Source organism: Yoonia sp. (assembly GCF_014859355.1).
Lineage (GTDB): Bacteria > Pseudomonadota > Alphaproteobacteria > Rhodobacterales > Rhodobacteraceae > Yoonia.
The window spans coordinates 43,795-65,627 of record NZ_JACUUJ010000014.1 but is presented as its reverse complement, the minus strand read 5'-3'; the positions used below and the strand labels follow the sequence as shown (position 1 = coordinate 65,627).

The window sequence follows — 21,833 nt, the reverse complement described above, 5'->3', positions numbered from 1 at the left end:
CAATCGTGCCAATGTTCACGTGCGGCTTGTTGCGTTCAAACTTTGCCTTTGCCATTTAGCTGAGCCCTTAATTTTCTGAGGGGCCAAAATGGCCCGGTCCAACATCGCGGGCGATGTATTGGGATTTGGGGGGAAAATCAAGCGTGTTGCCGCATTCATCCGCCAGATAAAACAAATCATTGCGCCGCATCGTCACCGCGAAAACACCCCGCAAGCATACCTGCGATCAGGTGAACCGATTCGTCTTGGGGAAACCATGGGGGGGCCGCTTTCCGACACCGGCGCGGGCGGCTTTCCATTCGGACATGTCCGGTTCCGTGCGGGTCTTGCCGCCGCCCATCTGCCATGACAGCCCGTCATCCCAGTTGAACGTCGTGATATCCGACAAACCGCCATCCAGTTCCAGCATCCCCTGCCGCCCGGCGGCGCGTTTGTATTTCTGGATCCGCACGCCCTTGCCACGGGCCATTTCCGGCAATTCAGCAACAGGAAACACCAAAAGCTTGGCGTTTTCAGAAATCACCGCCACATGATCGCCGGCAATCCGATGGCAGACCTTGGCTATGGTATCCTTGACGTTCAGCACTTGTTTGCCGCTGCGGGTCTGGGCCAGCACATCAGCCTCTGGCACGATGAAACCGTTACCTTCAGCAGAGGCGACAAGCAGCCTTTGCCCCGGTTTGTGGACCAGAAAATCAACGATTTCCGCCTCGTTCGGCAGGTCTATCATCAGGCGCAGCGGTTCACCCATGCCGCGCCCGCCGGGCAGGTTGGCCGCGCTGACGGTATAAAACCGCCCGTTGGCACCGAACACCAGCAGCCGGTCGGTGGTTTCGGCGTGAAAGATAAAACGCGGGCCGTCGCCATCCTTGAATTTCAATTCGCGGGTCAGGTCGATATGGCCGGTCATGGCACGGACCCAGCCCATCTGAGAACAGACCACCGTGATCGGCTCGCGTTCGATCATCGCCTCTAACGGCACCTCGACCACTTCGGCGGCTTCAGCGAACTGTGTACGCCGCGCGCCACCAGCGCTGTCGCGGCCGAATGTCTTGCGGGTGTCGCGCAGCTGTTCGGCAATCCGCACCCATTGCAGGTCTTCGCTGTGCAGCAAACCTTCAATGCCGGCGCGTTCTTCCATCAGCGCGTCGCGTTCCGCGATCAGTTCCAGCTCTTCCAATCGGCGCAAGCTGCGCAGGCGCATGTTCAAAATCGCCTCGGCCTGCACCTCGGACAGGGTCACTTCGGCATCTTTTGCCGTGGGTGACACATAATCCTTTTCCGACGTGGCGCGGATGTGATCCTTGGCCCAATCTTCGACCATCAGGGCGCGTTTGGGGTCGTCATCATAGCGGATGATGTCAATCACGCGGTCCAGATGCAGGAAGGCGATAATGAACCCTTCCAGCACCTCTAGCCGATGGTCGATCTTTTCCAGCCGGTATTTGCTGCGCCGGATCAACACATCGCGACGGTGATCAAGAAAGGCGCGCAGCACCTCTTTGAGCGAACAGACCTTGGGCGTCAGCCCGTCGATCAGCACGTTCATGTTCATACTGAACCGGATTTCCAGATCGGAATTGCGGAACAGCATTCCCATCAACACCTCGGGATCAACGGTTTTGGCGCGCGGTTCCAGCACGATGCGGATATCCTCGGCGGATTCATCGCGCACGTCGGCCAGCAGCGGCACTTTTTTGGTCTGGATCACCTCTGCCAATTTCTCGATCAGCTTGGATTTCTGCACCTGATAGGGAATTTCCGTGACCACGACCTGCCACATCCCACGGCCCAGATCCTCGATTTCCCATTTCGCGCGCAGGCGGAACGACCCGCGCCCGGTGCGGTAAGCCTCGGCGATGTTTTCGCGCGGCTCAACGATTGTGCCGCCAGTCGGGAAATCGGGGCCGGGGATATAGTTCAGCAGCGTGTCGTCGCGGGCATCGGGGGTCTTGATCAGATGCAGGCAGGCGTCGATCAATTCGTGCAGATTGTGCGGCGGAATATTCGTCGCCATCCCCACGGCGATCCCGCTGGACCCGTTGGCCAGCAGGTTGGGAAAGGTCGCGGGCAGCACGGCAGGCTCGGTCAGGCGGCCATCATAGTTGTCGCGGAAATCAACCGCATTTTCAGCCAACCCTTCCAGCAGCGCCTCGGCGGCGGCGGTCATCCGCGCCTCTGTGTATCGGGACGCGGCGGGGTTGTCGCCGTCGATGTTACCGAAATTGCCCTGCCCGTCCACCAGTGGGTAACGCACGTTGAAATCCTGCGCCAGACGCGCCATCGCATCGTAAATCGCGGCGTCACCATGCGGGTGGAAATCACCCATCGTATCGCCCGCGATCTTGGCCGATTTCAGGAAACCGCCGGTGGGCGACAGGCGCAAACGCGACATGGCGTAAAGAATCCGCCGATGCACCGGTTTCAGCCCGTCGCGGGCATCGGGCAGCGCGCGGTGCATGATGGTGGACAGCGCATAGGTCAGATACCGGTCACCAATGGCCCGGCGCAGCGATTCGGTTGTTTCGTTCGGACCTGTTTCAGGCGCACTGCTGTTGTCATTCATGGCAGTGGGTTTAGCTGCGCTGCCTTTGGCCGTAAAGGTAGCAAAACGCACGCGCCAGATTGCAAAGGGCACCAATCACAAATGACACAGAAATCCATCCTGATTACAGGCTGTTCATCTGGCATCGGTCTTGACGCAGCACACGGGCTGCGCGCGGCGGGCTGGCGGGTGTTCGCAAGTTGCCGCCAGCCCGCCGATTGCGCGCGGTTGCGGGCCGAGGGCTTTGACAGCCCCCGCATCGACTATGCCGACCCCAACAGCATCGTGAATGGGCTAGCCGAAGTGCTGGAGGCCACAGGTGGCACGCTGGACGCGCTTTACAACAACGGCGCCTATGCCTGCCCCGGCGCGGTCGAAGATTTACCCGTCGGCGCATTGCGCGCGATTTTTGAAACAAACGTCTTTGGCTGGCATGAACTGACGCGCCTTGTGATCCCCGTGATGCGCGCGCAGGGGCATGGGCGCATTATTAACTGTTCGTCCGTGCTGGGGCTGGTGGCCTTGAAATGGCGGGGCGCCTATGTGGCGACAAAATTCGCGATTGAAGGGCTGACTGATGTGCTGCGCATTGAAATGACGAACAGCGCGATCAAAGTGATCCTGATCGAACCGGGGCCGATCACGTCAAACATCCGCGCAAACGCGATTCCCCACTTTGAAAAATGGATCAATTGGCAAAACTCTGCCCGCGCGAATGAATATCGCGACGTGCTGGACCGGCTTTACACTGACAGCGGGCCGGACAGATTCGAACTGCCGGCATCGGCAGTCACGAAAAAGCTGTTGCACGCGCTGACATCCCCCCGGCCAAAGGCGCGCTATTACGTGACGACGCCCACCTATCTTATGGGGTTTTTACGGCGTATCCTGCCGACACGGCTGTTGGATGCAGTGATTTTGCGTGGCTAAGGGTTTCCTTCCCCCGCACGCCTGCTACATCGGGCAGAACTAGATCAAAGGACCGAAAGACATGGCAGATGACCCGCTTTTCTGGCTCGTTGCCGTTGCCGTTCTGATCGTGCTTGGCATTTTGGTGCTGGGCATCGGGTCATTCGGCAAAGGGGGCGAATTCAACCGCAAGAATGCCAACAAAATCATGCGTTGGCGCATCGGGGCGCAGTTTGTCGCCGTTCTGTTGATTTTGCTGTTCGTTTATCTGCGCAGGCAGGGGGGGTAATTCATGGTTGTTCTGAACAAGATATACACCAAAACCGGTGACACTGGCGATACGTCGCTGGGCAACGGGGCGCGTGTGGCCAAACATTCGCTGCGCGTGACGTCCTATGGCACCGTTGATGAAACGAATGCCACCGTGGGCCTTGCGCGCCTGCATGCGACGGGCGAAATGGATGCACAGCTGGCCATGATCCAGAACGACCTATTCGATCTGGGCGCAGACCTGTGCCGCCCCGATATGGAAAAAGACGCAGAGGCCGAATACGCTGTTCTGCGGATGTCGGATGTGCAAATCGCACGGCTGGAAACCCAGATTGACGCGATGACCAAACGCGTTGAGCCACTGCGCAGTTTTGTGTTGCCCGGCGGTTCACCGCTGGCGGCGCATTTGCACCTGTGCCGCACAGTTGCGCGCAGGGCAGAACGCCTGACAGTGGAATTGGCGACCCTCGAACAGGTCAATCCGGCGGCAGTGAAATACCTGAACCGGTTGTCTGACTGGTTTTTTCAGGCGTCCCGCATCGCCAATGATGATGGCCGTGCAGATGTGCTGTGGGTGCCGGGTGCAAACCGTTAAAACCACCCTGCCTTGACGCGCACGTCAGGAACGTGGCGTCCCTTTGCCTTGCAGCGTCGATTTTGCACTGTTGTCGCAAGCCAGCAGCAGGTAACAAAGTTGCAAGAGCAAAAGAGCCAAACCTTTAGGAGAAAAAACGCAAATGAAGGTCATCGTACCCGTCAAGCGCGTGATCGACTATAACGTGAAAGTCCGTGTGAAAGCGGACGGTTCCGGTGTCGATCTTGCCAACGTCAAAATGTCCATGAACCCGTTCGACGAAATCGCCGTAGAAGAGGCGATTCGCTTGCGCGAAGCTGGAACGGTTGAAGAAGTCGTCGCAGTTTCAATCGGCGTGAAGCAGGCGCAGGAAACCTTGCGCACGGCACTTGCCATGGGCGCTGATCGCGCGATTCTGGTCGTGGCCACTGATGATGTGCATAACGATATCGAACCGCTGGCCGTAGCCAAAATTCTCACCGCCATCGTCAAGGAAGAAAACCCCGGGCTGGTCATCTGCGGCAAGCAGGCGATCGACAATGACATGAACGCCACCGGGCAGATGCTGGCCGCACTTCTGGGCTGGTCGCAGGCGACATTCGCATCCGAAGTGAACATCGACGGCGATCATGCCACCGTCACCCGCGAAGTTGACGGCGGGTTGCAGACCATCAAGGTCAAGATGCCAACGATCATCACCGTCGATCTGCGCCTCAACGAACCGCGCTATGCGTCGCTTCCCAATATCATGAAGGCTAAGAAAAAGCCGCTGGATGAAAAAACGCCGGCTGATTACGGCGTCGATGTCACGCCACGGCTCAGCGTGGTCAGCACGGCAGAACCGGAAACCCGCAAGGCCGGGATCATGGTCGGGTCGGTTGATGAACTTGTTGCGAAACTCAAAGAAGCGGGGGCTGTATGATGGCTGTTCTTCTGATTGGCGAAGTGACCGATGGCGCGCTGGCCGTCGACGCAACCGCAAAAGCCGTCTCGGCTGCGGTGAAACTGGGCGATGTGACCGTGCTGTGCGCTGGTGCCTCGGCCAAGGCCGCAGCGGAAGAGGCCGCCAAGATCGACGGCGTGACCAAAGTGCTGTGCGCCGAAGACCCCGCATTGGGCCATCGGTTGGCCGAACCAACCGCTGATCTGATCGTGTCGCTGGCGGGTGATTACACGCATATCGCGGCCCCCGGCACAACCGACGCCAAAAACCTCATGCCCCGCGTGGCCGCATTGCTGGACGCGATGGTAATTTCCGAAGTGACCGGCATCATTGATGCCGACACATTCGAACGTCCGATCTATGCAGGCAACGCGATCCAGACCGTAAAATCATCAGACGCGATCAAGGTCATGACAATCCGCACCGCTGGCTTTGATGTTGCTGGGATGGGTGGTTCGGCGACGATCGAGATGATCGGCGCGGCGGGCAACCCCGGCCTGTCGGAATGGGTCGAAGACAAAGTCGCCGCCTCGGACAGGCCAGAACTGACATCAGCCGGTGTGGTTGTATCCGGTGGGCGCGGCGTCGGATCAGAGGAAAATTTCGCCCTGATCGAGAAACTGGCAGACAAGCTGAACGCGGCTGTTGGCGCATCGCGCGCCGCCGTGGACAGCGGCTATGCACCCAACGACTGGCAGGTCGGCCAAACCGGCAAGGTGGTTGCCCCCGATCTTTACGTGGCCGTCGGGATTTCGGGCGCGATCCAGCACCTCGCCGGGATGAAGGACAGCAAGATCATCGTGGCCATCAACAAAGACGAAGAAGCCCCGATATTCCAAGTGGCTGATTATGGCCTCGTGGCTGACTTGTTCGTCGCGGTGCCGGAACTGACCGAAAAACTGTAGTTATTATTAAACAGAGCCGTAACAAAAGGCCCGCCCTGTATGGCGGGCCTTTTTGTTTGCGTTGGCCTGAAAACATCAAATTGTATATAGATTTTCCCGCAAAGCCGGGATGAGCGCGGCCCCCGCCTCTGCATGGCAAGCGATCCCCAGCATTTCTGATGCCAGATTTATCTGGCTTTCGGGAAAACGCATGCCCTTGACCCCTTTGGCCAAAGCAGCCTCTGATGGGTTGACCACCACGATATCGCGAACGAGCGGTTCCAATTCCTTGACCATCGACAGGGTGACGAACAAGGGATCGGTCTGCAACTGACCGGGCCGCCGCGACCAGTGATCATCGTTCAACGCATCCTCGGAAAACCATAACAGGATCACCCGCGGGCCGATTTGATCAAGCAAAAGCCTCATCCGTGCCAACCATGCCTGCCGCAATTCTGTCACCACGATATCGAATCGGCCAGGCGATTTTGCATAAAGCGCCCCAAGCATGTGCCGTGTGAATGAAAATTCAGAAAAATCAACATCGTCATAGATGGCCTGCAACACAGTAGATGCCGATAGAAACCGGTCATTCCGGCGTGGATGCACGGCATAAAACCGGTTGGTCAGGAAATTCGCACCCATCAGCTGCACGACCGTCATATCGGCGCGCCGACAGATGTCGATCACTGTGGGGTCGTTCAAAAATGCGTCGATGCCGCCATTCACACAGCCAAGGTTTACACAGGTTTTCCGCATCGTATTTTCAATCAGAACCGGGAACGGCCTTTCAATGAATTTACCATAGGTTTCCGTCCCCCCGACAAAGGCAAGATAGGGGCTGTCCAGCCGCCGCTGTGGCCCCCGAAACAACAGCCGGGAATTGCCATAACGGCAAGGCGCATAGGAAATATCATGCGTTTCAATAACGTCTTGCTTCATTTTGCCACCGCAGGTTTTTACACATCACCGCGCAAGTTTGGGCGCGCAACCTTGCGAATTTCCTAATAGTTGAATTTGTTGTTAATTTTCACGGCTTACGTGGCTTGATGCGCCCCCCTGCACAGGCCTATGGTGCGGGAGCAGGATTCAGGGGAACAGCATGGCGATCGAACGTGTAGGTATCGTGGGCGCAGGCCAGATGGGAAATGGCATCGCGCATGTCTTTGCACTGGCAGGCTATGAGGTGCTGATGACAGATGTCAGCACGGACGCGTTGGACGCCGCCATCGCGCTAATTGACCGCAACCTGACCCGGCAGGTCAGCCGTGACCTGATCACAGCCGACACCAAGGCGGATTCCATGGCCCGTATCGGCACGACGGTCAAACTGACCGACCTTGGCCCGACAGACCTGATCATCGAAGCTGCGACCGAACGCGAGACGATCAAGACAGCTATTTTCGAAGACCTTGTGCCGCACCTGAAGCCCGACACGATCCTGACATCGAACACATCGTCCATTTCCATCACACGGCTGGCATCACGCACTGACCGACCAGAGAAATTCATGGGATTCCATTTCATGAACCCTGTGCCGATCATGCAGCTTGTGGAACTGATCCGCGGCATCGCAACCGATGAACCCACGTTCAAGACCTGTCAGGATGTCGTGGAAAAGCTGGGGAAGACCAGCACCGCGTCTGAAGATTTCCCCGGTTTTATCGTGAACCGTATTTTAATGCCGATGATCAACGAAGCGATCTATACACTTTACGAAGGTGTCGGGTCGGTGCAGTCGATCGACACATCGCTCAAGCTGGGGGCGAACCACCCGATGGGGCCGCTGGAACTGGCGGATTTTATCGGTTTGGACACCTGTCTGGCTATCATGAATGTGCTGCACGATGGGCTGGCCGATACAAAATATCGCCCCTGCCCCTTGCTGACAAAGTATGTTGAAGCGGGGTGGTTAGGCCGCAAAACCAAACGTGGCTTTTACGATTATCGCGGCGAAACGCCGATCCCGACGCGCTAGCGCGCGGCACCAAGATCCAGAGTCAATTGCCGTAACCACACCATAAAACCGCGCTGGTCCGATACCTTGTCCTTGATGTCGTCATGCGACAGAGCCGCACCAATCACCGGTTTTTGCGGCTTTCCAGAGGCTCGCACGATTTCATGCAGCAATAGTCCTTGCCGCAGTGTCGCCGACACCCTGTTGGCGATCTGATAAAGGCGGGAATTCGACCCCGGAAAAAAACAAGGCACCACGGCTGCGCCAGATTTGCGAATCATCTTGGCTGTGAACACGTTCCAGTCTCGTTCAATTACGGGGCCGAACATGGTGTCTGACGTTGCGACAACACCGGACGGAAACAGCGCGACAAGCCCGCCATCGCGCAGATGCGCCATAGCGGCGTGCCGCATATCTACCATTTTTTTCTGCGCATCGGGTTCATGCGGGAATGGCACGGCAATCATGAATTTCGTCGCGTCCGCATCAATGCCGGTCAGGATCGAGCGTGTTAGAATCCGATAATCCGTGCGCACCCGCCCGATCAGATCGGCAAGGATCATCCCGTCAACCAACCCGTGCGGGTGGTTGGCAACCAGCACGACCGGGCCAGTCATTGGGATCTGCGCTAGTTGGTCTTGCGGTGTCAACAAATCAATTTCCATGACATCCAGCGCGCCACGCCAGAAAGCCTGTCCTTTGAATTTACCTTTTTTTTCAAACCTGCGGATCATGCGGATCACGCTGATCTTGGCCGTCACCCATTCAATGGCCATAATCAAAATACGTTTGCGGGCGCTGTCAAAGGTATTGGCGTAAGTCAGTGCGCGCCTGTCATAAACAACAGGTGCATCATACTCGGTGGCCAGTCTATCATGGGTCGTCTCAGGCAAAGGTCGCACCTCGTTTTGTCTGGCGGCGATTAGTAATCCTCACCGAATTTATCTGCCACAAGAGCTGTTATCGCAGCGGCCAATGCTTCGGCGGCAGGGCCGCGTGTTTCGACATCAATATATGTGCCAACCGAAGCTGCCAACATCAGCAGCCCCATGATGCTGTCGCCACTGGCGGTTTCACCATCCTTGCTGACGGTGGCATCGGCGTCATAGCTTTCGACCAGTTCAACCAGTTTGGCGGACGCACGGGCGTGCAAGCCTTTGATATTTTCGATCCGAAGATGGCAGTGAGTCATTGCGTTGGTCCACCATTGTGGCTGTCGATATATTTATGGGCCGCAGCAATTGCAGCAGCGACCGCATCGGGCACACTGCGATTGCGGGATTTTGTCAGTTTGATCAGCATTGGCAGATTCGCCCCATAAAGGATGCGCCGGTCTTCAGGCCCGCAGGCCCGCAACGACAAATTGGACGGCGATCCCCCAAACATATCGGTCACAATGACAACCCCGTCACCTGTATCAACAGAATCGGCCGCATCACAGATTTCGGCCTGCTTTGCGCTGCGGTCATCGTCCGGGGCAATGGCAATGCTTTTCATATTGGCTTGTTTGCCGACAACATGTTCAACAGCCGCAACATATTCTTGCGCCAATCTGCCATGTGCCACAATGACAATACCAATCAAATTTCCGGCCCTTTGTCTGACTGCGCCTGCACAGCGCGGCGTTCCATCTCCCAGTGTCGTTTAGACACATGCCATCCGTCCTTCGCAAGGGCAGATGCAAGCCTTTCCGTCACAGCGACAGACCGGTGTTGCCCCCCGGTGCAGCCAAACCCAATCGACAAATGCGTCTTGCCTTCGTCCTTGTGCGCGGGCAACAGCAAATCAACCAGCGATTTGACCCGATCAAAGAATGGGTCGAACCGGGGGTCTTGCGCGACAAAAGCGGCGACCAACGGGTCGCGCCCGTCATGGTGACGCAGGCTTTCATCCCAATGCGGATTGCGTAAGAAACGGCAGTCGATGACGATATCCATGCCGCGGGGCAAACCCCGCTTGTAAGAAAACGAATGCACCGTCACCCCAAGCTGCCGCCCCGCCCTTATGTCGAACCAACGTTCAACTTCGATGCGCAAATCATGTGGGGACAGGCCAGTTGTATCAATCAGGATATCTGCCCGCGCCCGCACCGGCACCAACAGGTCGCATTCGCGTTGGATACCTTCGTGCGGTGAATCGGATGCGGCCAGCGGATGCCTGCGGCGGGTTTCCGAATACCGGCGGATCAGTTCGTCTTCGGCGGCATCCAGATACAGCACTTGCGCAAACTGATCGCTGCGCGCCGCCAGTTGATCAATCGTTTCGATCAACGCTTTTGTCCCAAAATCGCGGTTGCGCACATCAAGGCCCAGCGCAAGTGGGCGGTTCGGCGGCGGACCGTCCAGCAGTCGCGGCAACAGCGACAGCGGCAAGTTGTCGATCACCTCGTATCCCAGATCCTCAAGAACTTTTATCGCAGTTGACCGTCCGGCACCTGACGGCCCAGTCACCAGCACCACGGATGCTGGCCCGATCTTTTGGGTGAGTTCCTGTGCGTTCACGTCACGCTCCAGCCAGACTTGAGTATTTGGATCATCGCCGCCCCGAAATGTGGTCCGTCAATCCCTGCAATCAAGGGGATTTCGCAGCCAAGTAACGTCGTGGTGCGTCGATGCGGCAGTCGTTCATCAGATAGCTGATCCAGATCGGCCACAAGAACAACCGCCGCCCTGTCCACATGCTTGGCCGCCAAAATCCCGATCCCCCGCGCTTCGATCATGCCGCGGATCGGCGCAGGACAACGGGCCATGACTTGCGCGCCATCGCGCTCCAGCAGGGTTCTGTCATCCGCCACCAAGGTGCAACCCATGCCCATCAAAATCAGACCCAGCGCAGATTTCCCCCGCCCGGAAGCCCCGCACAGCAACACCGCACGATCATTCAAGGCAACACATGTGGCATGAATGGTTTTTGGGCCTGTCACATTCCTGCCCTAGACCGGCAAACCAACGACAAAACGGGCCCCCAAAGGTTCAGACCCGGCATCCGCTTCCGTCGGTCGTATGTTTTCTGCCCAAATCACACCGCCATGCGCTTCGACGATCTGTTTTGAAATGGCCAGACCAAGCCCCGAATTATTGCCAAACTGTCCCGCAGGCCGTTCGGAATAAAACCGCTGGAAAATCTTTGTCAGGGCGTCTTCCGGTATGCCGGGGCCAGTATCTTCGACCACGACCAGCACACGGTTTTCGCGTTTGCGCGCCCAGACCCGGATCGCATCGCCTTTTTCAGAAAACGAAATAGCGTTCGTAATCAGGTTGACAAAGACTTGGGCCAAGCGACCTTCCAGCCCTTGCACCATGATGGGTTGGTTGGGCATGTCCGAGACGAAATCGATACCCTTCGCCGATGCCTCTTTGCGCATGAATTCATGGATATTCTTCAGCATCGGGATCAGGTCAAAAGACTGTTCCTCTTCCTTGACCAGTTCACTGTCCAACCGCGATGCGTTTGAAATATCGCTGACAAGCCGGTCGAGCCTTTTGACGTCGTGTTCAATCACTTCCAACAAACGCTCGCGCTGGTCCTCGCGCTTGGCAAACCGCATGGTGCCCACCGCAGAGCGCAGCGATGCAAGTGGATTCTTGATTTCATGGGCCACGTCAGCGGCAAATTGTTCATTGCCGTCAATCCGTTCATACAACGCAGAAACCATTCCGCGCAGCGCGCCGGAAAGACGACCGATTTCATCGGGACGCGCCGTCAAATCCGGGATCCGGACCCGCACAGGCGACATTTTGCGCGCATTTTTGGCATGGCTTGCCTCGGCGGCAGTGGCAAGATCGGCCAGTGGGTTGGCGATCGTGGATGCCAGAACAAGGCTTAATCCGATACTGACAACAATACCGATCACAAACAGCCGCAGCACCTGTTCACGTTCGCGCCGGACCAGGCTGTCAACCTCACCCGCGGCAGTGGTGACAGCAATGACACCAACAGGCACGCCGTTACGCATGATCGGGGTGGTGACAATGAAACTGGTGTTGCCATCGATTTCGGCAGATTGCAGTTGCGTGCCTTGAGCAAGCGCACGGCGCACACTTTCCTGCGACAGGCTCACGCGTTGCAGTTCTGTTGCCAGGTTGTCGTCGCCAAATGGCCGAAGCCGTGACAGTGTATCCCAGATATTTGCCAGGAAATCAGTCAGAAACGTCGTGCCTGTTTGCAGCTCCAATTCTGCAATTTCAGCCTCGTTCAACAAACCTGTCGCCGTCGCAACGAGGGTTGCATCGGTCGCGAAAACCGAAACTTCGACTCCGCCGCGCAGGCTCAGCGATGCCAGCGTAGCCGCCGGGTTGATGCCATCTGCCGTGACCAGATTGACAGGGGCAACCTGCGGCAACTGCCCCTCGAATACGTCGGCAATCAACTGCGCTTCGTTGACCAGCCCTTTGGCCCGTTGATATGCCAGACTGTCGCGCGACGGCGAAAGATACAAAACGCCAGAAATCAGCAAAATCACGGCGATCAGGTTGATCGTAACAATCTTGCGGGCGATGGGCGAATGTCGCAGCGAAAAAAGCCCCCGCTTGGGCTGCGCATCGACATCAACACCGTATTGCAGCATGTCAGGCGAAACCCAGTCTTCACCCAGCACCACGTCGGGCGCACGCGCCGCTGCTCGCACCGACTGCAAGTCGCGCACGTCGATTTTGGGCGCGGCAGTCATGCCCTACTCTTCGTTATAGCGATACCCAATTCCATACAGTGTCTCAATCGCGGAAAACTCGTCATCTGTGTTACGCATTTTTTTACGCAGGCGTTTGATGTGGCTGTCGATCGTGCGATCATCCACATAGACCTGATCATCATAGGCCACGTCCATCAACTGATCGCGGCTTTTGACAAATCCAGGGCGCTGCGCCAACGCTTGCAGCAACAAGAACTCTGTCACCGTCAGCGATACATCGCGCCCCTTCCATTTGACCGCATGACGCAGAGGGTCCATCACAAGATTCCCGCGCACCATGATCTTGGTTTCCTCGGTCTCCTCAATTTCCTCACCGGCAATGGCATCTTGCCTGCGCAGCAATGCCCGGATCCGTTCAACAAGCAGACGTTGTGAAAACGGCTTTTTCACATAATCGTCGGCACCCATGCGCAGGCCCAGAACCTCGTCGATTTCATCATCCTTGGAAGTCAGAAAGATGACGGGCATCGACGATTTCTGCCGCAGGCGCTGCAACAGATCCATGCCATCCATCCGTGGCATTTTAATGTCAAGAACCGCCATGTCCGGCATCCGCTTGTTGAACGCCTCCAAAGCAGACTGGCCATCGTTGTAGGTTTCCACCTCAAACCCTTCGGCTTCCAGTGTCATCGACACCGACGTCAGGATGTTTCTGTCGTCATCCACCAAAGCAATTCTCGACATGCGCGTTTCCTCAAATTCAACTCTTTTTCAATTGTAAGAGTTTTCAACTTTTTAACAACGCGAATCAATCATTATCTACGCATCCGCCTTAATGTTGCCTTAATTGGCACAGTTTTCGAACCAGGCCCCCAACCAAACCAGCCGGGGCGGGATTTTCGGAACTTGGTTGCGCTAACAGCGACTTGGTTGCGCTAACTGTGCCAAAGCAGTCTGTTCGCACTGCAACACATGGTGTTAAAGAAGATATCGCATTTGACGAAGGCCATGCACAAGGAGCAAACCCATGGACCACGGACAGGTCAACCCCAAGATGAAGCTTGAGGACCAAGGCATCACAGGGCTGGGTGAGGTATATTACAACAGCCCCGAAGACTTGTTGCATGACGCCGCCGTCGCCGCAGACGAGGGCGTCACCGGCAAGGGCGGCACATTGCTGGTCACGACCGGCAAACACACCGGCCGGTCGCCCAAAGACAAATTTGTCGTGCGAACACCGTCTGTCGAAGATTCGATCTGGTGGGACAACAACACACCAATGGACCCCGCGAAATTTGACCAGCTGCATGCAGATATGCTGGCCCATATGCAGGGCGGCACTTTTTATGTGCAGGACTTGTTCGGCGGGGCTGATCCTGAACAACGGTTGGACGTGCGTGTTGTCACAGAATTGGCCTGGCATGGTTTGTTCATCCACCACTTGCTGCGCCGCCCCGAGGCCAGCGAACTAGATACGTTTGTGCCTGAATTCACCATCATCAACTGCCCTAAATTCAAGGCAGACCCGGAACGGCATGGCTGCCGGTCTGAAACCGTGATCGCCATCAACTTTGACAAAAAGCTGGTTCTGATCGGGAACACGGAATACGCGGGCGAAATCAAGAAATCGGTCTTTACGCTGCTGAACTACCTGCTGCCGGCCAAGGGCATCATGCCGATGCATTGTTCGGCCAACCACGCCACCGGCAACCCGATTGACACCGCCGTCTTCTTTGGCTTGTCCGGCACTGGCAAAACAACACTGTCCGCAGACCCGACGCGCACGTTGATCGGTGATGACGAACACGGTTGGTCTGATCGCGGCACCTTCAATTTCGAAGGGGGGTGCTATGCCAAAACGATCGGCCTTGACCCAGAGGCAGAACCCGAAATTTACGCCACCTGTGCGATGCCGCACACGGTTATCGAAAACATGGTCTATGATCCCGAAACGCTGGAACTTGACTTCGACGACGACAGCCTGACTGCAAACATGCGTTGCGCCTATCCGTTGCACTATATCCCCAACGCATCGGAAACCGGGCTTGGTGGGCACCCAAAGAACATCATTATGCTGACCTGTGACGCTTTTGGTGTGCTGCCTCCAATCGCGCGGCTGACCCCTGCGCAGGCGATGTATCACTTCCTTTCTGGCTTCACGTCCAAGGTGGCGGGGACGGAAACCGGCGTTACGGAACCCGAACCGACCTTCAGCACCTGTTTCGGCGCGCCCTTCATGCCGCGGCGTCCCGAAGTTTACGGCAACCTGCTGCGCGACAAAATCGCGAAACACGGCGTGACCTGCTGGTTAGTGAATACCGGATGGACCGGTGGCGCCTATGGCACTGGCACACGGATGCCGATCAAGGCGACGCGCGCATTGCTTGCCGCAGCGTTGGACGGCACCCTGATCGAAGGCACAGTGCGCAAGGATCCCAACTTTGGGTTCGAAGTGCCTCTTGATGTCGAAGGCGTAAACAATGGGCTGCTGGATCCACGCAGCACATGGTCCGACCCTGCGGCCTATGATGCGCAAGCACAGAAACTGATCAGCATGTTCAGCGACAATTTTGAAAAATACGTCCCTTTTATAGACGATGACGTCAAGGCGGCGGCGATCGGCTAAAAAATATCGGGTGGGACACGTCCCGCCCGATCTGCATGGGGTTGCGCCACATCAGTTTACTGCACGGCGCACCCGTCAGCCCATCAAACCCCGTCTGATCAAGTTGGCACCCGCAACGATCAACACCAAAAGAGTCACATCGCGGAACCTTTTCTGATCAATCCTGTCACCATACCAAAACCCCAAAGACATGCCCAGCAACGCAGGCACCACCAAAGCGGCAGACAGGGGCCAGGTCTCGGCGCTCAATACGCCCGATTTCAGATGCCCCAGGAACAACATCACAGAACCCAGCCCATAAATGACCCCCTGCACCGACATTTGCTGATGGCGCGGCGTATCAAGCGCCAGCAGATACAAAACGGTCGGCGGCCCCCATGTGCCGGCAAGACCACCCAGCACACCAGACACGGTCCCAGCGATCCATTCAAAGGGCCGCCGCCATGCAGGGCTTATCCGAAGGCGCCAGCCCGCCAGTTGAATGGCACACAGCACAACGACTGGCACCCCCAAGACAACGAACATCGCATTTGCTGGAATCACCCGCAAGAACTGCGCGGAAATCAGGATCATCACGCAAACCAGCGTGATATAGCGCCAGTGTTCAATCACCGCACTGCGTGCAGGGCCCAAGCCGGCGCGGGCCACCTGCCAACCATTGCTGACAAGGATCGGCAAGATGATCCCGGCCACAACAAGATCGGGTGCAATCATGATCCCCATACCGGAAATCATCACCAAAGGCATGGCGAACCCAACCGCGCCCTTTACAAAGCCACCCAGCAGGGTGACGGCGCAGGCAAAGATGAATAGACTGGGGCTGATAACGTTGAAAAGGTCAAACATGTCGCCTCTTAGCCAGTCAGATGACAATGCGCATTACAAATTTTACCGCGACACTTTAGTTCTTTTCATAACCACCTTTCGAATGAATATTGCGCTGCAACTGCAAAACCGCTATTTCTGCACCCGCAAAAAGAGGAATCGCGCATGGCCCATGATGGACAGGACTTTTCATTGACCACTGACCCAAGATTGCCAGACCTGATGGCATTAACCGCAGCCACCCTGCCCGCAGTTGACGACGTGACCGAAAGGGCCAAGTCCAGCCTGCGCGAAACGGTCACCGAAGATGGTCGCGTCTCTGGCCGCTTGATCGAAAAAAACCAGACCGCTGCCCACGGCTTTGCCTGGCTGGCGACTTATGCGCAGGCGCTGCACCAGATGCAGGCTTGGGCCGAAAAACTGCAATCGCTGGAAAAATTCGGCGAAGTCGAACAATTGATCCACCAGATCGCATTCGGGGAATACCTTTGTCAGATCAAGGGTGGCATCCAGATGAATCAGGGCGAAATCGTGCGCCTTCAGGATATGGGCCTGACACAGGACGATATAGACGTCCTGATGCAACCCGCCGTCATGACCCTGACGCAGCAGGGTAACACGCAAGCGACCCGCACGCGGTTGGTCGCCCTGATGCAGGAACAGTCGGCCAATATCACCGTCGGGGCCTCTGGACTTGATGATGAACTGGAAATGATCCGGGAACAATTCCGCCGGTTCAGTTTGGACCGCGTGGAACCCCACGCCCACGAATGGCATCTCAAGGATGAGTTGATCCCGCTGGAGATTATCAACGAAATGGCCGAACTGGGCGTTTTTGGCCTAACCATCCCCGAAGAATACGGCGGATTTGGTCTGTCCAAGGCATCCATGTGCGTGGTCAGCGAAGAGTTATCGCGCGGTTACATCGGCGTAGGTTCGCTTGGCACGCGCAGTGAAATTGCCGCCGAATTGATCCTGTGTGGCGGGACCGAAGAACAGAAACAGCACTGGTTGCCTGGCATCGCCAGCGCCGAAATCCTGCCCACGGCGGTGTTTACCGAACCCAACACCGGGTCAGACCTCGGTGCCTTGCGCACGCGGGCGGTGAAAAATGGCAACGATTGGGAAATCACCGGCAACAAGACATGGATTACTCACGCCAGCCGCACCCATGTGATGACATTGCTGGCACGCACCGACCCCGACACGACCGACTATCGCGGCCTGTCGATGTTTCTGGCCGAAAAGACCGCCGGCACCGATGAAAACCCGTTCCCAACCCCGGGCATGACGGGTGGCGAGATCGAGGTGCTGGGCTATCGCGGCATGAAGGAATATGAGCTGGGCTTTGACGGCTTTGTCGTAAAGGGTGAAAATCTGCTAGGCGGCGAAACCGGCAAGGGTTTCAAGCAGTTGATGCAAACCTTCGAATCCGCCCGTATCCAGACCGCCGCCCGCGCTGTGGGTGTCGCGCAATCGGCGCTGGATGTCGGCATGCAATATGCGCAAGACCGCAAGCAGTTCGGCAAGGCGCTGATCGACTTTCCCCGCGTGTCAGGCAAGCTGGCGATGATGGCGGTGGAAATCATGATTGCGCGGCAACTGACCTATTTCAGCGCCCATGAAAAAGACAACGACCGCCGCTGCGACCTCGAGGCCGGAATGGCCAAGCTGTTGGGGGCGCGTGTCGCTTGGGCCTGTGCGGATAACGCGCTGCAAATTCATGGCGGCAACGGTTTTGCGCTGGAATACAAGATCAGCCGCATCCTGTGTGATGCCCGCATCCTGAACATCTTTGAAGGGGCCGCCGAAATTCAGGCGCAGGTGATCGCACGGCGTTTGCTGGACTAAGGGGCAGCGGCTTGGCCGCGTTGTGCGCTAATCTGTCAAACGCCCAATCGCATCCAGCAACCGGGCGCGGGCGGCGGGCGGCGGTTTTTGCCCCAAGCTGCGCATCAGACGCTGTTCGATGAAATAGCCGGTGGTGCGCAGCGCCATAATGATCTGCGCGTTCGATGCATCCCCCCGCCCCGCTAATACAGGCGGCAGCGGCAATAGCCTGTCGGCCCATGCCCCCGCCGCATCCCGGCTGACAGCGCGGCCCGTTCTGGGTGACACGAATGCCAGATCCTCGTTCACCCCGCGCACCGCGCAGCGCGACAGGTCAAGCCCGAATCCCATGTCATCCAGTAACGCCTGTTCCCAGCGCAAATAGGCCAGCGGCCAGACATCGCCCTGCCCCAGCAGATCAAGCAGGGCGATCGTGCGATCATATAGCGATTTATGTGCTTCGCGTTCCGGCAGAACATGCGCCAGAATCGCGCAAACCGCATTCAGCCCCGCCAGCGCCAACCGGTCGCCCATGGCCGCAGCGGCACGGCTGCGGATCGGTTCCACCATGAAGTTGCCCAGATGGCTGTCCAGCCGCGCCTGCCATGTCACCGCCAATTGCGCGCCGGGTTGGAGGATAGGCGCCACTTTGCGACTGGTGCCGCCACGCACCACGCCCGCATGGCGGCCATGCAGGGCGCTGAACACCTCGATAATCACCGATGTTTCACCGAAAGGGCGGCTGGTCAGCAGGGCCGCCTCGTCTTGCCAAGTGATCATTTGCAAATACCCGGTATCATAGGCACAATTCAACCCGATTGCAGCGCAAACGCAAGCGGACTGGAATACCCAAACGGTGGGACGCCTCCGGCGGGGGAGTATTTGGGGCAAGATGATAAACACCACCTTGCCCCGTGATGAACGTAGTGTCATCACCTTGCGTGGCCATCGGCTCTCCAGCCTGTACCATGCTGCTAGAGTCGCATGGTTTTGGTTAAAAAAGTGTTATCATCTTGCCCCAAATACTCCCGCCGGAGGCATAAAAGTTATTCCAGCCCCGGCTCGTCCAGCAGATGCCGCCCCTGACGGTCCTCAACCTCGATCACCCACAGGTCCGGGTCAAAGCTGCGCTGTTTCGCGGTGGACACATCGACATCCGCCTCATCGCCCTCAGTCAGCACGATCCACTGCCGTTCGGCGGTCATCAGATTGAATCTGCGCTGAAAACACCGCGCTTGCCCGTCCAGCGTGTTCAACTTGACCAGAACTGCGCCTGCGGTGCTGTCGCCGCGCTTGACCACAAAGGCCGGTATATTCGCCAGACGCAGCCGCGTCAGATAGGCCGACACCCATATGTCGGCGGTCAGTCTCATGTATTGCCATCTTTGAAATCAAGGCCCATTTCCGAATAGCGTTCGGATTCCTCCAGCCAGTTGGGCCGCACCTTGACCTGCAAAAACAAATGCACGCGACGGCCTAGAAACTCCTCGATCTCAACGCGCGCAGCCTTGCCGACCGATTTGATTGTCTCGCCGCCCTTGCCCAGCACGATGCCCTTGTGCCCATCGCGGGCGACATAGACGATCTGGTCGATCCGGGCGGTGCCATCGGGGCGTTCTTCCCAGTTTTCGGTTTCGACCGTCAACTCATAAGGTAATTCCTGATGCAACCGCAGCGTCAGTTTTTCACGGGTCATTTCGGCGGCGATCATCCGCATGGGCAGATCGGCGATCTGATCCTCGGGGTAAAGATACGGACCTTCGGGCAGTTGCGTGACCAGCCAGTCGCGCAGCGTGTCGCAGCCATGCCCTTTTTCAGCGGAAATCATAAAGGTTTCCGCAAAGGGGTAAGCGTCATTCATGTCTTTGGCCAGGGCCAGGAGCGTTTCCGATTTCACCTTGTCGATCTTGTTGATCGCCAATGCCACCGGAGTCTTGCCCGCGCGTTCCGCCAGTGTTTCAAGGATCGCCTTGACCCCTTCGGACATGCCGCGGTGTGCCTCGATCATCAAAACGACCACATCGGCATCCGCCGCCCCGCCCCATGCGGCGGCGACCATCGCCCGGTCCAATCGGCGGCGCGGTTTGAACAGGCCCGGCGTGTCGATAAAGATCAACTGCGCGTTTTCAGCCATCGCCACGCCGCGGATACGGGCGCGCGTTGTTTGCACCTTATGCGTCACAATCGACACTTTCGCGCCAACCATCCGGTTCAGCAGCGTGGATTTCCCCGCGTTCGGTTCCCCGATCAGCGCGATAAATCCGGCCTTGGTGGGGGTGTTGGTCATTGATCGACTTTCTTCAAAAGGGCGGTGGCAGCGGCTTGTTCGGCATGCCGTTTGGACCCGGCGGTCGCCCGTTCGGCCGGACCAGAGGCAAGGCGCACCTCGATCGTAAAGACAGGTTGATGGTCTGGACCGCTGCGCGCCACCTCGACGTATTGCGGCGGCACCTCGCCCCGGGCTTGCGCCCATTCCTGCAGTGCGGTTTTGGCATCGCGGGCATCAGCGGCAACATTGCGCACCCGATCACCCCAAAGGTCCAGCACGACACGGCGCGCCGCATCGAACCCGCCATCCTGATAGACGGCGGCAATCACCGCCTCCATCGCGTCGGCCAGCAATGCCTCTTTGCGGCGACCGCCCGATTTCATCTCGGATCGGCCCAGTTTCAGCACCACCCCCAGATCAATCTGGCGCGCCACATCGGCACAGGTTTCGCGGCGGACAAGCGCGTTATAGCGTGGGGCAAGCAGACCTTCGGGGGCGTTGGGATCAGCTTGCAGCAGTGCCTCGGCCATGACCAAGCCCAGCACGCGATCGCCCAGAAATTCCAGTCGCTGGTTGTCATCGCGATGCGGGCTGACCATGGACGAATGGGTGACGGCACGCATCAACAGATCTGGCTTGGCAAATGTGTGGCCCAGCCGGTCCGAAAACGACTTGAGATCGCCTGAAAGTTTCACTCTAACGCCTTAAAGAAACGGTCGCTGCGCCAAGTCCAGAAAGCCAGCATCGACCGCCCCGCCGAAGAAAACATCACCCGATCAGCACGCCCGACAATATCTTTGGCATCGACAAAGCCCACCCCGCCACGCGATTGCGGAAAGCGGCTGTCGGTGGAATTGTCGCGGTTGTCGCCCATGAAGAAATATTGCCCCTCTGGCACCGTGAACACGCCCGTATTATCGGCAGGCCGTGACCCGATATCAAGGATCGGATAGCTGACCCCGTTTGGAAGTGTTTCGATTTGCCTTGGCTTTTCGCAGATCGCCCCGGGGCCAACCGGCCCATTGGCGCATTGCGGCTGCTGCCCCAGCGGCCCCTGCCGTTCCATGGTTTCAGTAAAGACGCCAGCATCGGCGACCTGCACAGGGTCATCATTGATATGCAGCAAACCCTGTTTCATCTGAACGCGATCCCCCGGCAGGCCGATCAGCCGCTTGATGAAATCTTGCCCTGTGACCGGATGGCGGAACACAACAATGTCCCCGCGTTCTGGATCGGACCCCAACAAACGGTCATCATAGCCTTCGAACCAGCCGCAAAATTTATCTGCCCCTACATCAAGACCAAGCTGCGGAATACGCACCGACGGACAAGACGCGTATGAGTAGCCGTAGGCCATTTTATTGACGAACAGGAAATCACCGATCAACAGCGTTTCCTTCATTGACCCCGACGGGATCCAGAATGGCTGAAAAAATAATGTCCGAAACACCCCAGCAATCAGCAAAGCCCAAAACACTGTCTTGAATGTCTCGACAATACTGCCGACAAAGCCTGTTTTTTCGGCCATGAACTGATCCTTCTTTAGGGTTTGAGGCTACATGAGGCCGCGC

Annotated in this window: 23 protein-coding genes; 8 read left to right on the top strand and 15 right to left on the bottom strand. The window is 57.4% G+C overall.

Annotation, left to right across the window (positions count from 1 at the left end; translation table 11 throughout):
• Positions 1-226: 226 nt before the first annotated feature.
• Positions 227-2,566 (bottom strand): DNA topoisomerase IV subunit A, encoded by a 2,340-nt coding sequence (gene parC / locus IBX59_RS07230; RefSeq protein WP_296373933.1) that lies wholly within the window; start codon positions 2,564-2,566, stop codon positions 227-229.
• 81 nt (positions 2,567-2,647) lie between these two features.
• On the opposite strand from parC, the gene IBX59_RS07225 reads away from it, so the two are divergent.
• From IBX59_RS07225 to IBX59_RS07205, 5 genes are all read left to right on the top strand, one after another.
• Positions 2,648-3,475, top strand: coding sequence for an SDR family NAD(P)-dependent oxidoreductase (locus tag IBX59_RS07225; RefSeq protein ID WP_296373931.1), 828 nt, complete (start codon positions 2,648-2,650; stop codon positions 3,473-3,475).
• A 61-nt stretch (positions 3,476-3,536) separates the two neighbouring features.
• Positions 3,537-3,743: a twin transmembrane helix small protein gene (locus IBX59_RS07220; RefSeq protein WP_296373930.1), complete on the top strand. Its 207-nt coding sequence runs from the start codon at positions 3,537-3,539 to the stop codon at positions 3,741-3,743.
• A 3-nt stretch (positions 3,744-3,746) separates the two neighbouring features.
• The gene (locus tag IBX59_RS07215) at positions 3,747-4,319 is read left to right on the top strand and encodes a cob(I)yrinic acid a,c-diamide adenosyltransferase (protein WP_296373928.1); all 573 of its coding nucleotides are present in this window, start codon (positions 3,747-3,749) and stop codon (positions 4,317-4,319) included.
• A 142-nt stretch (positions 4,320-4,461) separates the two neighbouring features.
• On the top strand, positions 4,462-5,220 hold the full coding sequence (locus IBX59_RS07210) for an electron transfer flavoprotein subunit beta/FixA family protein (RefSeq protein ID WP_296373926.1): 759 nt from the start codon (positions 4,462-4,464) through the stop codon (positions 5,218-5,220).
• A complete protein-coding gene (locus IBX59_RS07205; protein WP_296373924.1) occupies positions 5,220-6,146 on the top strand; it encodes an FAD-binding protein in 927 nt (308 codons plus the stop codon). The genes IBX59_RS07210 and IBX59_RS07205 overlap by 1 nt, the downstream gene beginning before the upstream one ends.
• A gap of 75 nt (positions 6,147-6,221) precedes the next feature.
• Here IBX59_RS07205 and IBX59_RS07200 read toward each other — a convergent pair whose 3' ends face one another.
• On the bottom strand, positions 6,222-7,067 hold the full coding sequence (locus IBX59_RS07200) for a DUF6473 family protein (RefSeq protein ID WP_296373922.1): 846 nt from the start codon (positions 7,065-7,067) through the stop codon (positions 6,222-6,224).
• Positions 7,068-7,227: 160 nt separating this feature from the next.
• On the opposite strand from IBX59_RS07200, the gene IBX59_RS07195 reads away from it, so the two are divergent.
• A complete protein-coding gene (locus IBX59_RS07195) occupies positions 7,228-8,103 on the top strand; it encodes a 3-hydroxybutyryl-CoA dehydrogenase (RefSeq protein ID WP_296373920.1) in 876 nt (291 codons plus the stop codon).
• Here IBX59_RS07195 and IBX59_RS07190 read toward each other — a convergent pair.
• The 7 genes from IBX59_RS07190 to IBX59_RS07160 are packed head-to-tail and all read right to left on the bottom strand — an operon-like array spanning position 8,100 to position 13,456.
• Entirely contained in the window at positions 8,100-8,975 is an 876-nt protein-coding gene (locus IBX59_RS07190; protein WP_296373918.1) for a lysophospholipid acyltransferase family protein, read from the bottom strand. The genes IBX59_RS07195 and IBX59_RS07190 overlap by 4 nt on opposite strands.
• A gap of 29 nt (positions 8,976-9,004) precedes the next feature.
• Entirely contained in the window at positions 9,005-9,274 is a 270-nt protein-coding gene (locus tag IBX59_RS07185) for an HPr family phosphocarrier protein (protein ID WP_296373917.1), read from the bottom strand.
• Positions 9,271-9,666 (bottom strand): PTS fructose transporter subunit IIA, encoded by a 396-nt coding sequence (locus IBX59_RS07180; protein ID WP_296373915.1) that lies wholly within the window; start codon positions 9,664-9,666, stop codon positions 9,271-9,273. Before IBX59_RS07180 ends, IBX59_RS07185 begins: the two co-directional genes overlap by 4 nt.
• Positions 9,663-10,583, bottom strand: coding sequence for an RNase adapter RapZ (gene rapZ / locus IBX59_RS07175; protein WP_296373913.1), 921 nt, complete (start codon positions 10,581-10,583; stop codon positions 9,663-9,665). Before rapZ ends, IBX59_RS07180 begins: the two co-directional genes overlap by 4 nt.
• A complete protein-coding gene (locus IBX59_RS07170; RefSeq protein ID WP_296373911.1) occupies positions 10,580-11,005 on the bottom strand; it encodes a serine kinase in 426 nt (141 codons plus the stop codon). Before IBX59_RS07170 ends, rapZ begins: the two co-directional genes overlap by 4 nt.
• 9 nt (positions 11,006-11,014) lie before the next feature.
• Positions 11,015-12,751: a sensor histidine kinase gene (locus IBX59_RS07165; RefSeq protein WP_296373910.1), complete on the bottom strand. Its 1,737-nt coding sequence runs from the start codon at positions 12,749-12,751 to the stop codon at positions 11,015-11,017.
• A 3-nt stretch (positions 12,752-12,754) separates the two neighbouring features.
• Entirely contained in the window at positions 12,755-13,456 is a 702-nt protein-coding gene (locus tag IBX59_RS07160; protein WP_296373908.1) for a response regulator transcription factor, read from the bottom strand.
• Between the two features lie 283 nt (positions 13,457-13,739).
• Between IBX59_RS07160 and IBX59_RS07155 the strand changes: the two genes are divergently transcribed.
• Positions 13,740-15,338, top strand: a complete 1,599-nt coding sequence (locus tag IBX59_RS07155) for a phosphoenolpyruvate carboxykinase (protein WP_296373906.1) — start codon at positions 13,740-13,742, stop codon at positions 15,336-15,338.
• Between the two features lie 75 nt (positions 15,339-15,413).
• Here IBX59_RS07155 and IBX59_RS07150 read toward each other — a convergent pair whose 3' ends face one another.
• Positions 15,414-16,184 carry a sulfite exporter TauE/SafE family protein gene (locus IBX59_RS07150; RefSeq protein WP_296373904.1) on the bottom strand — a complete coding sequence of 257 codons (771 nt, stop codon included), beginning with the start codon at positions 16,182-16,184 and terminating at the stop codon, positions 15,414-15,416.
• Between the two features lie 144 nt (positions 16,185-16,328).
• Between IBX59_RS07150 and IBX59_RS07145 the strand changes: the two genes are divergently transcribed.
• Positions 16,329-18,014: an acyl-CoA dehydrogenase family protein gene (locus IBX59_RS07145; protein ID WP_296373903.1), complete on the top strand. Its 1,686-nt coding sequence runs from the start codon at positions 16,329-16,331 to the stop codon at positions 18,012-18,014.
• Positions 18,015-18,041: 27 nt separating this feature from the next.
• Here IBX59_RS07145 and recO read toward each other — a convergent pair whose 3' ends face one another.
• The 5 genes from recO to lepB all read right to left on the bottom strand — a co-directional run bounded on the left by recO (position 18,042) and on the right by lepB (position 21,790).
• Positions 18,042-18,773: a DNA repair protein RecO gene (recO, locus tag IBX59_RS07140; protein WP_296373901.1), complete on the bottom strand. Its 732-nt coding sequence runs from the start codon at positions 18,771-18,773 to the stop codon at positions 18,042-18,044.
• 266 nt (positions 18,774-19,039) lie between these two features.
• Positions 19,040-19,366, bottom strand: a complete 327-nt coding sequence (locus IBX59_RS07135) for a DUF1491 family protein (protein WP_296373899.1) — start codon at positions 19,364-19,366, stop codon at positions 19,040-19,042.
• Positions 19,363-20,280, bottom strand: a complete 918-nt coding sequence (gene era, locus IBX59_RS07130) for a GTPase Era (RefSeq protein ID WP_296373897.1) — start codon at positions 20,278-20,280, stop codon at positions 19,363-19,365. The genes IBX59_RS07135 and era overlap by 4 nt, the downstream gene beginning before the upstream one ends.
• Entirely contained in the window at positions 20,277-20,957 is a 681-nt protein-coding gene (gene rnc / locus IBX59_RS07125; RefSeq protein WP_296373895.1) for a ribonuclease III, read from the bottom strand. The genes era and rnc overlap by 4 nt, the downstream gene beginning before the upstream one ends.
• Complete coding sequence (gene lepB, locus IBX59_RS07120) at positions 20,954-21,790, bottom strand: signal peptidase I (protein ID WP_296373893.1); 837 nt, start codon at positions 21,788-21,790, stop codon at positions 20,954-20,956. Before lepB ends, rnc begins: the two co-directional genes overlap by 4 nt.
• Positions 21,791-21,833 lie beyond the last annotated feature (43 nt).

Bases quoted from the DNA above. Each gene is read 5' to 3' on its own strand.
- recO (WP_296373901.1), bottom strand. From the start codon at position 18,773: ATGATCACTTGGCAAGACGAGGCGGCCCTGCTGACCAGCCGCCCTTTC.
- IBX59_RS07135 (WP_296373899.1), bottom strand. From the start codon at position 19,366: ATGAGACTGACCGCCGACATATGGGTGTCGGCCTATCTGACGCGGCTG.
- IBX59_RS07145 (WP_296373903.1), top strand. From the start codon at position 16,329: ATGGCCCATGATGGACAGGACTTTTCATTGACCACTGACCCAAGATTG.
- IBX59_RS07210 (WP_296373926.1), top strand. From the start codon at position 4,462: ATGAAGGTCATCGTACCCGTCAAGCGCGTGATCGACTATAACGTGAAA.
- IBX59_RS07155 (WP_296373906.1), top strand. From the start codon at position 13,740: ATGGACCACGGACAGGTCAACCCCAAGATGAAGCTTGAGGACCAAGGC.
- IBX59_RS07160 (WP_296373908.1), bottom strand. From the start codon at position 13,456: ATGTCGAGAATTGCTTTGGTGGATGACGACAGAAACATCCTGACGTCG.
- IBX59_RS07215 (WP_296373928.1), top strand. From the start codon at position 3,747: ATGGTTGTTCTGAACAAGATATACACCAAAACCGGTGACACTGGCGAT.
- IBX59_RS07165 (WP_296373910.1), bottom strand. From the start codon at position 12,751: ATGACTGCCGCGCCCAAAATCGACGTGCGCGACTTGCAGTCGGTGCGA.
- lepB (WP_296373893.1), bottom strand. From the start codon at position 21,790: ATGGCCGAAAAAACAGGCTTTGTCGGCAGTATTGTCGAGACATTCAAG.
- IBX59_RS07205 (WP_296373924.1), top strand. From the start codon at position 5,220: ATGGCTGTTCTTCTGATTGGCGAAGTGACCGATGGCGCGCTGGCCGTC.
- IBX59_RS07200 (WP_296373922.1), bottom strand. From the start codon at position 7,067: ATGAAGCAAGACGTTATTGAAACGCATGATATTTCCTATGCGCCTTGC.
- era (WP_296373897.1), bottom strand. From the start codon at position 20,280: ATGACCAACACCCCCACCAAGGCCGGATTTATCGCGCTGATCGGGGAA.
- IBX59_RS07195 (WP_296373920.1), top strand. From the start codon at position 7,228: ATGGCGATCGAACGTGTAGGTATCGTGGGCGCAGGCCAGATGGGAAAT.
- IBX59_RS07225 (WP_296373931.1), top strand. From the start codon at position 2,648: ATGACACAGAAATCCATCCTGATTACAGGCTGTTCATCTGGCATCGGT.
- IBX59_RS07150 (WP_296373904.1), bottom strand. From the start codon at position 16,184: ATGTTTGACCTTTTCAACGTTATCAGCCCCAGTCTATTCATCTTTGCC.
- IBX59_RS07185 (WP_296373917.1), bottom strand. From the start codon at position 9,274: ATGACTCACTGCCATCTTCGGATCGAAAATATCAAAGGCTTGCACGCC.
- parC (WP_296373933.1), bottom strand. From the start codon at position 2,566: ATGAATGACAACAGCAGTGCGCCTGAAACAGGTCCGAACGAAACAACC.
- IBX59_RS07220 (WP_296373930.1), top strand. From the start codon at position 3,537: ATGGCAGATGACCCGCTTTTCTGGCTCGTTGCCGTTGCCGTTCTGATC.